This is a genomic window from Halopenitus persicus, assembly GCF_900107205.1.
GTDB classification, from domain to species: domain Archaea; phylum Halobacteriota; class Halobacteria; order Halobacteriales; family Haloferacaceae; genus Halopenitus; species Halopenitus persicus.
The window spans coordinates 423,890-436,687 of record NZ_FNPC01000001.1; the positions used below are offsets into that span (position 1 = coordinate 423,890).

General features: G+C 69.3%; 11 protein-coding genes. 3 read left to right on the forward strand and 8 right to left on the reverse strand.

Features of this window, described 5'->3' with window-relative positions:
- Positions 1-21 precede the first annotated feature (21 nt).
- The 4 genes from BLV25_RS02175 to serB form a co-directional block, all read right to left on the reverse strand.
- Entirely contained in the window at positions 22-1,281 is a 1,260-nt protein-coding gene (locus BLV25_RS02175; RefSeq protein WP_021072840.1) for a potassium channel family protein, read from the reverse strand.
- 130 nt (positions 1,282-1,411) lie between these two features.
- On the reverse strand, positions 1,412-3,961 hold the full coding sequence (locus BLV25_RS02180) for a DEAD/DEAH box helicase (protein WP_092730557.1): 2,550 nt from the start codon (positions 3,959-3,961) through the stop codon (positions 1,412-1,414).
- Positions 3,962-4,146: 185 nt separating this feature from the next.
- On the reverse strand, positions 4,147-4,284 hold the full coding sequence (locus tag BLV25_RS17225; protein ID WP_021072838.1) for a hypothetical protein: 138 nt from the start codon (positions 4,282-4,284) through the stop codon (positions 4,147-4,149).
- A gap of 94 nt (positions 4,285-4,378) precedes the next feature.
- Positions 4,379-5,035, reverse strand: a complete 657-nt coding sequence (serB, locus tag BLV25_RS02185; RefSeq protein WP_021072837.1) for a phosphoserine phosphatase SerB — start codon at positions 5,033-5,035, stop codon at positions 4,379-4,381.
- A gap of 140 nt (positions 5,036-5,175) precedes the next feature.
- On the opposite strand from serB, the gene BLV25_RS02190 reads away from it, so the two are divergent.
- Positions 5,176-6,039, forward strand: coding sequence for a PspA/IM30 family protein (locus BLV25_RS02190; protein ID WP_021072836.1), 864 nt, complete (start codon positions 5,176-5,178; stop codon positions 6,037-6,039).
- 28 nt (positions 6,040-6,067) lie between these two features.
- Here the strand turns inward: BLV25_RS02190 and BLV25_RS02195 are convergent, their stop codons facing one another.
- From BLV25_RS02195 to pstB, 4 genes are all read right to left on the reverse strand, one after another.
- Positions 6,068-7,111, reverse strand: a complete 1,044-nt coding sequence (locus tag BLV25_RS02195) for a dipeptide epimerase (RefSeq protein WP_092730559.1) — start codon at positions 7,109-7,111, stop codon at positions 6,068-6,070.
- Positions 7,108-8,190, reverse strand: a complete 1,083-nt coding sequence (locus BLV25_RS02200) for a DUF1611 domain-containing protein (RefSeq protein ID WP_021072834.1) — start codon at positions 8,188-8,190, stop codon at positions 7,108-7,110. Before BLV25_RS02200 ends, BLV25_RS02195 begins: the two co-directional genes overlap by 4 nt.
- A gap of 45 nt (positions 8,191-8,235) precedes the next feature.
- Positions 8,236-8,910: a phosphate signaling complex protein PhoU gene (phoU, locus tag BLV25_RS02205; RefSeq protein WP_021072833.1), complete on the reverse strand. Its 675-nt coding sequence runs from the start codon at positions 8,908-8,910 to the stop codon at positions 8,236-8,238.
- A gap of 285 nt (positions 8,911-9,195) precedes the next feature.
- Positions 9,196-10,107, reverse strand: coding sequence for a phosphate ABC transporter ATP-binding protein PstB (gene pstB, locus BLV25_RS02210; RefSeq protein WP_092730561.1), 912 nt, complete (start codon positions 10,105-10,107; stop codon positions 9,196-9,198).
- A gap of 331 nt (positions 10,108-10,438) precedes the next feature.
- Here pstB and BLV25_RS02215 point away from each other — a divergent pair, with 331 nt between their 5' ends.
- Together BLV25_RS02215 and BLV25_RS02220 are read left to right on the forward strand one after the other, a co-directional pair.
- Positions 10,439-11,437, forward strand: a complete 999-nt coding sequence (locus BLV25_RS02215; protein ID WP_021072830.1) for a phosphate signaling complex PhoU family protein — start codon at positions 10,439-10,441, stop codon at positions 11,435-11,437.
- Between the two features lie 85 nt (positions 11,438-11,522).
- Positions 11,523-12,641: an aminotransferase class I/II-fold pyridoxal phosphate-dependent enzyme gene (locus BLV25_RS02220; protein ID WP_092730563.1), complete on the forward strand. Its 1,119-nt coding sequence runs from the start codon at positions 11,523-11,525 to the stop codon at positions 12,639-12,641.
- The last annotated feature ends 157 nt before the right edge of the window (positions 12,642-12,798 follow it).

The following is a 12,798-nucleotide window of genomic DNA, read 5'->3' on the forward strand; positions in this document are numbered from 1 at the left end:
TTCCGATCACGGCGAGTCCGGTCACGCCGCCACCTCCGCGAACCCGTCGAGCGCGTCGCGGGTCCCCACGACGAACAGCTCGTCGCCGGCCGACAGGTGCTGATCGCCGCGGGGAGCGATCACCCACGAACCGTGCTTCGCGGCCACGATCGCGACGTCGTACCGGTCGCGGACGTCGACGTCGCCGATCGTGGCTCCGTCGAGCGGGCCGCCGGCGACGACCGAGACGCGCCGGAACCGCTTTCCGGCCCGCCGGATCAGGGCGGTCAGCTCGAACTCGCGACGCGTTCCGCGCGACCGAACCAGGACGCGTCCGCGGTCGGCCTCGAGCAACGGACGCGCGTCGGAGCGCGCCACCGCGACGGTGATCCGCCCCTCCCCGCCCGTCGTGACCGGAACCGAGGGGGACGGCACGTCGGCGTCGGTCCCGGCTGCGTCCCCGGATCCCCCGTCGGTGGCGAGATCGTCCCCGGCTGATGCCGGAGCGGCGGAAGCGCCGCCCACGCGGTCGGCGTCCGGGCTCGACCGCGCCGAGACGACGGTGCCGTCGACGGCGCCGCCGGGCGTGAAGACGGTCACCTCGTCGCCGCGGGTGACGCCGGTCGGCATCAACGCGGCGATCGAGACCGCCCGCCGACCGTCCGGAACCCGCCGCGAGAGACCGCCCGTCGGGGGCGCGGCCTGAACGATCGCCCGCGCGTGTTCGTCCATGCTGACGGAGACGTCGGCGAGTTCGAACTCCGTCCGGAGACGGTCCGCGAGGCGAGTCTCGAGCTCCGCGATCGGCACGTCCGCCGGGAACGTCCACTCCCCGTCGGCGATCGCCGCGCGCGTCTCGGCCGACAGCGGCGGGTAGCCCTCCATATCGCCGACCTCGCCGACGATCTCGACGCGCGCCCGGCCCCGACCGCCGACGAGTTCGACGACGTCCGCCGAGAGGGTCCGGTTCCGCAGCGAGCGCAGCGACAGTCGCTTCGGGGCGGTCGATCCGAGCTTATCACCCTGTGCGTGCGCGTACAGCGCCAGCATCAGCACGACGATGATCGCCGTCAGGATCGCCGGCGCGCGCTCTGAGGCGCGGACCGAGGGATCGTTGAGCGCGAGCAGACCGCCGTTGACCCCGGCGATCGCCAGCGCCAGGACGACGACACCGAACCCCGGGATCGTCACCCCGGTGAAGTACTTGAACAGGAAGCCGAGAACTCCCGAGACGATCGCGGGAATGATCCCGGTGAGCAGTCCCAGATAGATCCCGTAGAGTATCTCGACCGGTAGCTCCATATCCGCCGGTCACGCGGCGAACGGATATCGTTATCGGCAGGGAACGACCGCAGCCCCCGACGTCGATGCTCGAACGCGACGGACGCGTACCCGTATCGACGACCGACCGCCGCGCCGGGACCGCGCCGTATCACTCGGCTCCGGGATAGTCGCCGCCGACGACCTCCCGAATCCGCTCGGCGGTGACCGTCCCGACGCCCTCGACCTCCCGGAGGTCGTCCTCGCGGGCGGTCATCACGGCCTCGACGGTGCCGAAGTGCTCCAGCAGCGACCGGGCGGTGACGGGGCCGATGTCGGCGATCGCGGAGACGACGTACTCCTGCTGTTCGGCCAGCGTCTTCGTCGTCTTCTCGCCGTGGACGCTCACCTCGCGGTCCCGGGTCTCCTGTTCGCGGCGGGCGATCGTCTCGAACAGTTCGGTGGTGTCCGCCTCGTCGTCGGTCCGGAGCACGCTCAGTCCGAAGTCGACCGCCAGGGAGGCGATCGCGCCCCGGATCGCGTTCGGGTTCACGTTCCGCTGCGTGTAGAGGTCGCCGCCCTCGATCACGATGACCGGCCGGGAGTAGGCCCGCGAGAGCTCGCCGACCTGCTCGAAGACCGACCGGTCGCCGTCGAGGAGGGAGTCGACGAAGTCGGCCGCGGACTTCCGCTCGACGGCCACCCGGTCGGAGAGGACGTAGTCGCCGACCGCGAGCGTCTCCAGCCGGGTGCGGATCCCCGACCGGGTCGAGAGGTCCTTGGCGATCCCGGCGTCGAGCTCGCGCTGGTCGATCACGACCTCGACGTCGTCGGCGTCCCCGACGCCCGCGGTGGCGACGACGCCGTCGTCAGTCGCGTCATCGACTGCATCGTCCTCCTCGACGGAAGCGGGTTCGTCGGCCTCGCTTCCGTTTCCACCGGAGTCCGCCTCCGCGGCGAAGTCGGTCAGACCGGGCTGTCCGTCGCCAGCCTCGCTGGCTTCGGCGCCCGTATCGTTCTCGGCGCTCTCATCGTTCTCGGCGCCCGCGTCGTCCTCGGCGCCCGCGTCGTCCTCGGCGCTCTCATCGTTCTCGGCGCCAGTGACGTCACCAACCTCGTCGGCCGCTTCCTCGAACGCGTCGAGGTTCGCCTGGTCCTCGTCGGCGATCTCGGCCTCGATCTCGCCGGTCGCGGCCTTGAGGTCGCGGAGCTGCTGTCGCATCTGCTTTTCCCGCCGCCGGGAGATCCAGAAGAACGCCTCGTCGCGGGTGTCCTCGGCCATCAGCACGACGACGCGCCCGCTGGCCTGCCGGCCGGTTCGTCCCTTCCGCTGGATGGATCGGATCGCGGTCGGGACCGGCTCGTAGAACAACACGAGATCGACCTCGGGGACGTCGAGGCCCTCCTCGGCGACCGACGTCGAGACGAGCACCTCGAACTCGCCGGCGCGGAAGGCGTCGAGCGTGTTCTGCTGTTCAGTCTGGCTCATCCCGTCCGAGCCCTCCTTGTCGCCCTGCCCGACGAACCGCTCGACGTCGAAGCTCGCGGCGAGGAACTCCACGAGCGCCTCGGCGGTGTCCCGCGACTCGGTGAAGACGATCGCGCGCTCGCCGCCGTTGACGCCGAGCGTCTCCGCCAGCAGGAGCCGCGTCTTCGAGAACTTCGGGTGGAGGTCGTCGAACGCCTCCGCCTTGCGCATCGCCTCGCGGACCTTCGGCTCGGCGACGAGCCGCTGGCTGGCCTTCGAGGCGCCCGAGGAGCGGGCCGCGTTCCGCTGTCGCTCGAAGTACCGGCGCAGCGACTCCACCGACTGGGTCTCCACGAGCTCGACCGCGCGCCGGAGCTTCATCACCTCGGCGTGGGTCGACATCCCGGTGTAGCCGTCCGAGTTCCCGGCGTCCATCATCCGCTTGAGCTCCCCGCGCATCGCGTTGAGCTGGCGCTGTGAGAGGTCGGGATCGGTCGTGTCCGCGACGCCGATGGACTTGAGCTTCTCGAGCCGGTCGGCGATCACCTCGTTCAGCGCGTCGCGGATCGCCAGCAGCTCGTCGGGGAGCTCGACCTGCTCCCAGCGGACGTCGGTGTCGTGGGTGTACTCGTCCACGTCGGCGTCGTCCTCGGTCGTCACCTCCACGTTCTCGATCCCGAGGTTGTCACAGACGACCTCGATCTCCTCGAGGTCGCCGCCGGGGGAGGCGGACATCCCGGTGACCAGCGGGTCGACGGCGTCGGCGTGGTAGCGCTCGGCGATGTAGACGTACGAGTAGTCGCCGGTCGCGCGGTGACACTCGTCGAAGGTGAGGTGCGTGACGTCCCGCAGCGAGATCCGGTTGCCGACGAGGTCGTTCTCGATCACCTGCGGGGTCGCGATCACGACCCGTGCGGACCCCCACAGATCGCCGCGGTCGTCAGGGGAGACGTCGCCGGTGAACACCACGATCTCCTCGTCGGGGATCGCGAGCGCCTCCCGGTAGAAGTCGGCGTGCTGTTCGACGAGCGGCTTCGTCGGGGCCAACAAGAGGGCCGTGCCGCCCGCCTCCGCGAGCCGGTGGGCCGTCACGAGCAGGCTCACCGCCGTCTTTCCGAGGCCCGTCGGGAGACACACCAGGGTGTGCGCCCCGCGCGCGGCGGTCGCGAGCCGGGTCTGGTAGCGGCGTCGCTGGAGGACGCCCTCCACGAGCAGGGGGTGATCGATGCTCACCGCGTCGGCCTCGGTCGCCATCGACGGGTCTTGGCCGGCATCGGGCAAAAGGGTTCGCGAAGCGAGGCGGAAGTGGTCGGCCGGCACGGGGGCGGACGGCCGGCTCGGTCAGGTCGGTTCGATCCGAGCCGGCAACCAGCCCGTGGCGGACGCGTCGGCGACCGGCCCGAAACGGACCGCAGCAGCAATTGGTCCGGGTGGGCCGGCTACCGGTCCGGGTCGTCGTCGGGGACCCGGTCCTCCGAGGGACGGTCCTCCGGGACGTCCTCGCCCACGAGCGCGGCCCACTCCGCGACCCGCGATCGGCTCGTTCCCGTCGGGGTGTCGGGCGTGCGACCGTTCATCAGTAGTATCTGATCGAAGCCGTCGTCTTAACCGTTACCCCGGTTTCGCCGGATCGGGAACGGCCCGAGCCGGATGACGCGGAGGAAGGGACCGTCACCGCGTCTCGTCGTCCGCCCGAAGCACCCGATAGCCCTCGAGCACGCGACCCAGCCGGGGCATCGAGGCGACGACGGCATCACAGGATGACCGGACCGCGGGTTTCGGAACGAAGCCGACCGAGAGTCCGGCGACCTCGAGCATCGGGAGGTCGTTGGCACCGTCGCCGATCGCCACGGTGTCGGCCATCGGGACGCCGACGTCGGCGGCCAGCGACTCGAGGGCGTCGTCCTTGGTCCCCTCGATGAGCGGCCCCTCGGCGTCGCCGGTCAGCCGGCCGCCGGACTGCGGCAACCGGTTCGCGACGATCGTGTCGACCGAGACGCCCTCGCGTTCCAGGGCCGCCTCGACGCCGCGCTCGAACCCGCCGGTGAGGATCGCGACGTGGTGGCCGGCCGCCCGCAGTCGCTCGATGAGGGCCGCGGCGCCCGGCCGGATCCGGACCTCGTCGAACGCGTCGTCGACGTCCGCCTCGGGGAGCCCCTCGAGGAGCGCGGCGCGCTGGTAGAGGCTCTCCGCGTAGCTGATCTCGTCGTTCATCGCCCGCTCGGTGATCTCGGCGACCTCGTCGGCGACGCCGGCACGCTCGGCAAGCAACACCGTCATCTCGGAGTCGGAGAGCGTTCCGTCGAAGTCGAACGCGATGAGTCGCATACCCGCGGTTCGATTCGTGTCGGTTAAACGTCGCTGATCCGTGTTGGGTAACGTCGCTGATTCGCCGCTAGGGGAGATGACGACGGATACGTGAGCGAACAGCACACGACTTTTTACCGGACAGCCCGAGACTACCGTATATGGGGATCCTCTCACGCGCCTCGTACGTCATCCGCTCGAAGGTGAACTCCATCCTCAACCGGGCGGAGGACCCGACCGAGACGCTCGACTACTCCTACGAACAGATGCGCGACGAGCTCCAGGACGTCAAACAGGGGATCGCCGACCTGACCACCCAGAAGAAACGGCTGGAGATCCAGAAGCGTCGCCTCGAGGAGAACGTCGAGAAGCACAACCGCCAGGCCCGCGAGGCCGTTCAACAGGACCGCGACGACCTGGCGCGGCAGGCCCTCGAGAAGAAGAACTCCAAGATGCAACAGATCGAGGAGATCGAAGGGCAGATCGCCGAGCTCCAATCCACCCAGGACTCGCTCGTCGAGAAGAAGAACGAGCTCCAGAGCCGCATCGAGGAGTTCCGGACGAAGAAGGAGACGATGAAGGCGCGCTACGAGGCGGCGGAGGCGTCCACGCGCGTCTCCGAGGCGATGACCGGCGTCGGGGACGAGATGGAGGACGTCGGCCGAGCCATCGAGCGCGCCGAGGACCGAACCGACGAAATGGAGGCGCGGTCGCAGGCGATGGACGAGCTGCAGGACACCGGCGCCTTCGACGACGCCCTGTCCGACAAGGACAGCATCGACCGGGAGCTCGAGGAGGTCTCCTCGGACCGCGAGGTCGAGGCCGAGCTGGAGACGCTGAAGTCGGAGGCCGGAACCGGCGGGAACGGCGGCGGATCCGGATCGACGGACGACGTCGAGGCCGAACTCTCCGACCTCGAGGCGGAGGTCGAGGAGTCGGACGCCGAGACGGCGGACTCCGAGGTGGACGTCGAGACGGAGAACGTCGACACCGAGACGGAGAACGTCGACGCCGAGAACCGGTGAGAAACGCCGGACCGCCGGTTGCTATCCCTTACTCCTCCGACTCCCGAACGCCGGTGCCGTTCGCGTCCGCCTCGAGTCGAACGTCACCGCCGGTCAGGTCGGGGCCGGTGAAGGGGTCCGACGCGAGCAGCAGGGACCCGTCGAGGTCGGCGTAATCGACCAGCGGCGCGAGCTGTGCCGCGGCGGCGATCGAGGCGTTCGTCTCGATCATACAGCCCAGCATCACCTCGAGCCCGTGTGCGCGGGCCGCGGCGATCATCCGTCGCGCCTCCCGGATACCCCCGGTCTTCATGAGTTTCAGGTTCGCGATGTCACACCGGTCGGCGATCCGCGGGATGTCCGGAAGCGTGACGCAGGACTCGTCGGCAGCGATCGGCAGCGCGGAGCGCTCGTAGGCGACGCGCAGCCCCTCGACGTTCTCGGCCGGCACGGGCTGTTCGATGAACTCGACGCCGTATTCGGCGAGCCACTCGCTCTTCCGGACGGTCTCGGAGGGGGACCACGCCTCGTTGGCGTCGACCCGGATCGTCGCCTCGGGCGCCGCGGACCGGACGGCCTCGATCAGCTCGCGGTCGCGGTCGGTGCCGAGCTTGATCTTCAGGATCGGATAGCCGGCCTCGACGGCGGCTTCGGTCTTCTCGCGGACGCGATCGGCCGTGTCGAGGCCGATCGTGTAGGAGGTTCGCGGCGCCGCTTCGGGGTCGATCCCCCACAGCCGGTGGAGCGGCACGCCGAGCCGGCGGGCCGCGAGGTCGTGTAGGGCGATCGAGACGGCGGTTCGCGCGGCGGGGTTGCCCCGGACGGTTTCGGCCATCCGCGTTTCGATCTCGGCGAGCGCGTGCGGGTCGCCGACCTCCTCGACGACCGCGAGCAGGTCCGGCAGCACGGCCTCGACGGTCTCGGGCGTGTCGCCGTAGTGCGGCGCGGGCGCTGCGCCGCCGATGCCGGTCATCCCGCCGTCGTCCGTGATCCTGACGATCACGTTCTCGGCGTGGGTCTGCGTGTCGCGGGAGATCGTGAAGGCGTTCTCCAGCGCGACCGAGACGCGCTCGAAGTCGGTCGACAGCGTCATCCCTCGAGGACCTCCGACTCGATCGCGTCGACGATCGCCTCGGCGCCGAAGCGGACCGGGTCGGTCGCGGGCGCCCGAATGCCGTCCTCGAGGTCCGCGACCGCAGCCCGGGCCGTCTCGTCGTCGGCCACGTCCTTCGTGTTGAGCGCGCCGGCGACCACGTCCGCGTCCGCGACCGGGGCCGAGAGGCTCTCGTAGAGGTCGACGTACTCGGGGATCGCGGGCAGCTCGAACGACTCGTAGCCGTGGACCGCCTCGCGGCCGGCGGCGTGACATAGCACGAGCGCGTCCGGCATCGACCCGTGGAGGATCCCGCAGGTGACCGCCGAGTAGGCGGGATGGACGATGCTGCCCTGCCCCTCCACGACGAGCAGGTCGTGCTCGTCGCCCTTCTCGAGGATCATCTCCTCGACCGCGCCGGCGGTGAAATCGGAGATCACGCGGTCAATCGGGTTCCCCCATCCCTCGATCAGGATCCCCGTCTGGCCGGTCGGGATCACCGCCGCGTCGATCCCGCGGTCCCGGGCTGCCGCGACGATCTCCATCGTGGCCGTCATCTTGCCGACCGAGCAGTCGGTCCCGACGGTACAGACCACGTCGGCGTCCACCTCGCCGGCGCGCCCCTCGGCGACGCCGAGCCCCTCGTGCGGGTCGCGCACGTCGACCAGGTCGACGCCGTGCTCGGCCGCCAGCGTGGCGAACTCCTCGTCCTCGTTCAGGAAGGAGTGGAGCCCGGCGATCACGTCACAGCCCGCCTCGATCGCCGCCCGGATGTCCGCGCGCCAGGAGTCGTCCAGACCGCCGCCGATCGGCGCGATCCCGATGAGAAGGGCGTCGATGCCGTCGTCGCCCGGGCCGCCGGCCAGCTCCAGGGCGTCGTCGAAGGTTGCCGCGATCGGGGCGTCGTCGATCGTCGCCGCGTCGCTCTCGACGAGGTGGTCGTGCACGCGGGTGCCGGCGGTCTCGCGGTCGAGCACCGCGGCGACCTCCTGGTCGCCGTACCGCATCACGCCGAGGGCGGTCTTCGCGCGGTCCGGAAACATCTCGTGGGCCAGGATCGCGATTCGCTGATCGTCCATACCGGACACAGACCCGGGGAGGTTATAAAAACGAGCGACCGACGGTCAGTACAGCAGGTCGTCGTCGTTCTCGATCATGTACAGCGACCGGGCCGCGATGTTGACGGCGTGGTCGCCGACGCGCTCGAGGTCGCGGATGGTGAGCAGCAGCCGCGAGACGTCACGCATCGTCGCCTCGATGTCCTCGTCGCTCTCGAGCTGCTCGCGCTGGATCAGGTCCCGAACCACGAGCTCGCTGGCGGACTCACACAGCTCGTCGACGTCGTCGTCCATCTCCGAGACCTCATAACACGCGTCGGCCGTCTCCTCGCGGTAGGCGTTCATCGCGGTCTCGATCATCTCGAGGGTCTGGTCGCCGATCAGCTGGATGTCGACGTCCGGATAGACCTCGTGGTGGGCCTCGCCGGCGTACCCGCCGAGGTTGGTCGCGAGGTCGGCGATTCGCTCGAGGTCGGTGATGATCTTGAACGAGGCGGCGATGAACCGGAGGTCGCCGGCCACCGGCTGCTGGAGCGCGATGAGGTCGATGCAGTCCCGCTCGAGCTCGAGGTAGAGCTCGTTGACCTCCGCGTCGCCGGTGATCACCTCCTCGCCGAGGTCGCCGTCCTGCTGTTCGAGTGCGTCGAGCGCCAACCGCAGGCGCTCCGCGACGACCTCGCTCATGTAGAGCACGTCGTCGCGCAGTTCGTCGAGTTTGATCTGGTATTCCTTGCGAACCATCGGTGAATCCGTGTCGTCGTTCCTCGCGGGGCGAACGCCCCGGCGCCGTGCGTCGATCCGCTTGCTTGCAGTCGAACGGGCGGGGACACTTAAATATGCCTCCCGCCGGCGGTCGTCGGGACGCCCCGTCCGGTTCCGACCGGCGAGCGGTGTCCCCCGACCGGCGAGCGGTGTCCCCCGACCGGCGAGCGGTGTCCCCCGACCGGCGAGCGGTGTCCCCCGACCGGCGAGCGTCCACCGCCGAACCCCGGGGATGGAGTCCGACCATCCGAACGTGCCGGCGAGCTATCCGAACTTGCCGGTGATGTAGTCCTCCACGCGCTGGTTCTCGGGGTTCTCGAAGATCTGGTCCGTGTCGCCGAACTCGACGAGCTGGCCGCCGGTCAGAAACACCGCGGTCTTATCGGAGATCCGGGCCGCCTGCTGCATGTTGTGCGTGACGATGATCACGGTGTACCGCTCGGACAGGTCCGCGATCAGGTCCTCGACCTTCGCGGTCGCGACGGGGTCGAGCGCGGAGGCGGGCTCATCCATCAGGACGACCTCCGGGTCCGGCGCGATCGCGCGGGCGATACAGAGCCGCTGTTGCTGGCCGCCCGAGAGGTCGAGTCCGGAACTGTCGAGCTGGTCCTTCACCTCGTCCCACAGCGCGGCGTCCCTGAGCGCCTGCTCGACGCGGGCGTCCATGTCGCCGTCGAAGCCCTGGATCTTCAGCCCGTAGGCGACGTTGTCGTAGATCGACTTCGGGAAGGGGTTCGGCTTCTGGAACACCATCCCGATCTTCCGACGGAGCGCGACCGGGTCGACGTCATCGGCGTAGACGTCGGCGCCGCGGAACCGAACGGTCCCGGAGATCCTCGCGGCGTCGATCATGTCGTTCATCCGGTTGAGACATCGGAGATACGTCGACTTCCCGCAGCCCGAGGGGCCGATGATCGCCGTCACCTCCCGTTCGGGGATCCCGACCGTGACCGGCTGGAGCGCCTGTTCGTCGCCGTAATGAACGGTCAACTCCTCCGACCGGATCACCGACTGTGATTCGGGGATCTCCTCGATCGTCGGTGTGAGCTCCTCGGTCTCGCCGGGTCGAACGGTCTCGTTCGCGGGCGAGTCGCTCGGGGATGGATCGTTCGGGGACGGGTCGGCCGCGGCTGACGAGTCGGCGTCGGTCCCCTGGATGTGGTAACTGTCGCTCATTGGTTGGTCGGTCGCGATGGGAATCCGCGAGATCCGCGCATCGGGACGGACGGAACCCGTCGACGAACGCCGTCGACCGGGACCTCCTCGCGGTCGTCCTTCATCACCTGATGGACAGACCTCGAACACGTAAATAACCTACTATAACAACTATATAGATATATATCCAGGTATGAAAAACGACGTTTAAATCGTTCATCCGTGCGTCGGGGACGCCCATATATACCGCATCTAACCGCTGAAAATCGCCAATTAGCCGATCGTGTCCGGTCCCGAATGCGGGAGTATATATACAGTTAGATTTATACATAGGCTACGGAGAGATCAACGCATGGAAACGCGGAAGGTCCAGGTGACGGGCGGGTCCACGTACACGGTCTCGATCCCCAAGACGTGGGCGAACCGAAACGACGTCGAGGCCGGCAGCGAGGTCGAGTTCTACCCCGACGGGGACTCGCTGCTGCTCAGCCCGCGGTCCGAGGAGGAGCGGACGACCGGCACCCTCGACATCAGCGACCTCGCCGACCGCGAGCTCACGCGGGCGGTGATGACGATGTACGTGAGCGGCTTCGACGTCATCGCGCTGGAGGGGTCGAACATCACCACCGAGCAGCGGTCGACGATCCGTGACGCGACCCAGAGCCTCGTCGGGCTGGAGGTGCTCGAGGAGACCCGCGACCGGGTCGTCGTCCGGGACCTGCTCGACTCCTCGGAGCTGTCGATCCACAACGCGGTCACCCGGATGCGGCTGATCTCCACCTCGATGCTGGCGGACGCGCTCGCGGCGCTCCGGGAGCTCGACGACGACCTCGCGCGCGACGTGACCCAACGCGATGACGACCTCGACCGGCTGTGGATGGTCGTCTCGCGCATCTTCCGGTCGACCCTGCGCACGCCGAAGGCGGCCGAGGAGCTGGGGCTACCCCGCGAGGAGTGCTTCGATTACCACTCGAGCGCCCGCCAGCTCGAGCGGATCGGCGACCACGCGACGAAGATCGCCCACCTGACGCTCAACATCGACGAGCCGCTCCCCGAGGAGGTCCTCTCGGCGATCGACGACCTCCACGAGGACGCCGTCGAGGTGATCGACACCGCGATGGACGCCCTCTTCGAGGACGACACCGAGAAGGCGACGGCGATGGCGAACGACGCGCGCGAACACGTCCGCGACATCGACGACCGGGTCCGGCAGATCGACGAGCTGCTCCGCGACCTCGATCCGGCGCGGGCACAGCTGCTCGGGCTCGTCGTCGACTCGGTCCTCCGAAGCGCCGACTACGGCGGCAACATCGCCGAGACGGCGCTCCAGAAGGCGGCGCCGACGCCGTAGCGCGGCCCACGCGGTTATCGTCGTCCGGACCACCGACACCGCAGCCCACCCGTATTTATATCGCCGTCCGGACCCACGGCTCCGTATGCAGATCGCCGAGTTCGGCCTCGAGCGGTGGTTCGACGAGCACGAACACGACGCGGACCTGATGCTCGCCGAGAGCGGGATCCGGTCGCTGGACGCCTCCCGGTTCGACCTCGATCCCGGACGGCTCGGGTACGTCATCCCGACCGACGGCGACCCGGAGTTTCGGGCCGCGGTCGCCGACCGGTACGGCCGGGACGCCGACGAGGTGGCGTTCACCTGCGGCACCCAGGAGGCCAACTTCCTGACGTTCCTCGGGCTGCTCGCGTCGGCCGACGGGCCGGACCCGGACCGCGACCGGGGACGGGGCTCACACGCCGTCGTCGTCACGCCGACCTACCAGGCGCTGTCGGCGGTTCCCGAGGCGTTCGGCGAGGTGACGCGGGTTCCGCTCGAGCCGCCGCGGTGGACCCTCGCTCCCGACGCCCTCCGCGAGGCGGTCCGGCCGGACACCGCGGTCGTCGTGATCAACAACCCGAACAACCCGACCGGCCGGTACCACGGCGAGGCGACGATCCGGGAGGCGTACGCGATCGCCGCCGACAACGACGCCTACCTGCTGTGTGATGAGGTCTATCGCCTGCTCGCCGACGATCCGCTTCCGCCGGTCGCGAGCCTCGGGGACCACGGGATCTCGACCACGAGCCTCACGAAGGCCTACGGGCTGGCCGGCCTCCGGTTCGGCTGGATCGCGGGCCCGCGGGAGGTGATCGAGGCGGCCCTCCGGTGGAAGGACTACACGACCATCTCGCCGAGCCTGTTCGGCCAGCACGTCGCACGACAGGCTTTGGGGCGCCGCGAGGACCGCATTCTGACGGAGAATCGTCGCCTCGCGCGGACCAACCGCGAGATCACGGCCGAATGGGTCGACCGTCACGACCTCGACTGGCTGCCGCCGGTCGGCGTCAACGGGTTCGTGACGGTCCCGGAGGGGTTCGCCGACGCGATGGACTTCTGTCGAACCGTCGTATCGGAGGCGAGCGTCGTGTTGGCGCCCGGAACGCTGTTCGGCCATCCGGACCGGTTCCGGATCGGCTTCGGGCTTCCGACCGAGGACCTCGAGGAGGGGCTGGCCCGCGTCGGCCGGGTGATCCGGGATCGGAACGCCGGACAAGCGTGACCCCGCCGGGGGCGCCGGACAAGCGTGACCCCGCCGGAAGCGCGGAGCGCGTGTAACCCGCCGAGAACGCCGGGCGCTGTACCCCCCGGAGTCCGATCGGCGTCCCGGTCGGTCACCTCGGGATCCGGGGATGCCGGCCGGTCCCGCAACCTCTTTC

Coding starts and splice junctions, on each gene's coding strand:
- BLV25_RS02175 (WP_021072840.1), bottom strand. CDS start 1,281: ATGGAGCTACCGGTCGAGATACTCTACGGGATCTATCTGGGACTGCTC.
- BLV25_RS02180 (WP_092730557.1), bottom strand. CDS start 3,961: ATGGCGACCGAGGCCGACGCGGTGAGCATCGATCACCCCCTGCTCGTG.
- BLV25_RS17225 (WP_021072838.1), bottom strand. CDS start 4,284: ATGAACGGTCGCACGCCCGACACCCCGACGGGAACGAGCCGATCGCGG.
- serB (WP_021072837.1), bottom strand. CDS start 5,035: ATGCGACTCATCGCGTTCGACTTCGACGGAACGCTCTCCGACTCCGAG.
- BLV25_RS02190 (WP_021072836.1), top strand. CDS start 5,176: ATGGGGATCCTCTCACGCGCCTCGTACGTCATCCGCTCGAAGGTGAAC.
- BLV25_RS02195 (WP_092730559.1), bottom strand. CDS start 7,111: ATGACGCTGTCGACCGACTTCGAGCGCGTCTCGGTCGCGCTGGAGAAC.
- BLV25_RS02200 (WP_021072834.1), bottom strand. CDS start 8,190: ATGGACGATCAGCGAATCGCGATCCTGGCCCACGAGATGTTTCCGGAC.
- phoU (WP_021072833.1), bottom strand. CDS start 8,910: ATGGTTCGCAAGGAATACCAGATCAAACTCGACGAACTGCGCGACGAC.
- pstB (WP_092730561.1), bottom strand. CDS start 10,107: ATGAGCGACAGTTACCACATCCAGGGGACCGACGCCGACTCGTCAGCC.
- BLV25_RS02215 (WP_021072830.1), top strand. CDS start 10,439: ATGGAAACGCGGAAGGTCCAGGTGACGGGCGGGTCCACGTACACGGTC.
- BLV25_RS02220 (WP_092730563.1), top strand. CDS start 11,523: ATGCAGATCGCCGAGTTCGGCCTCGAGCGGTGGTTCGACGAGCACGAA.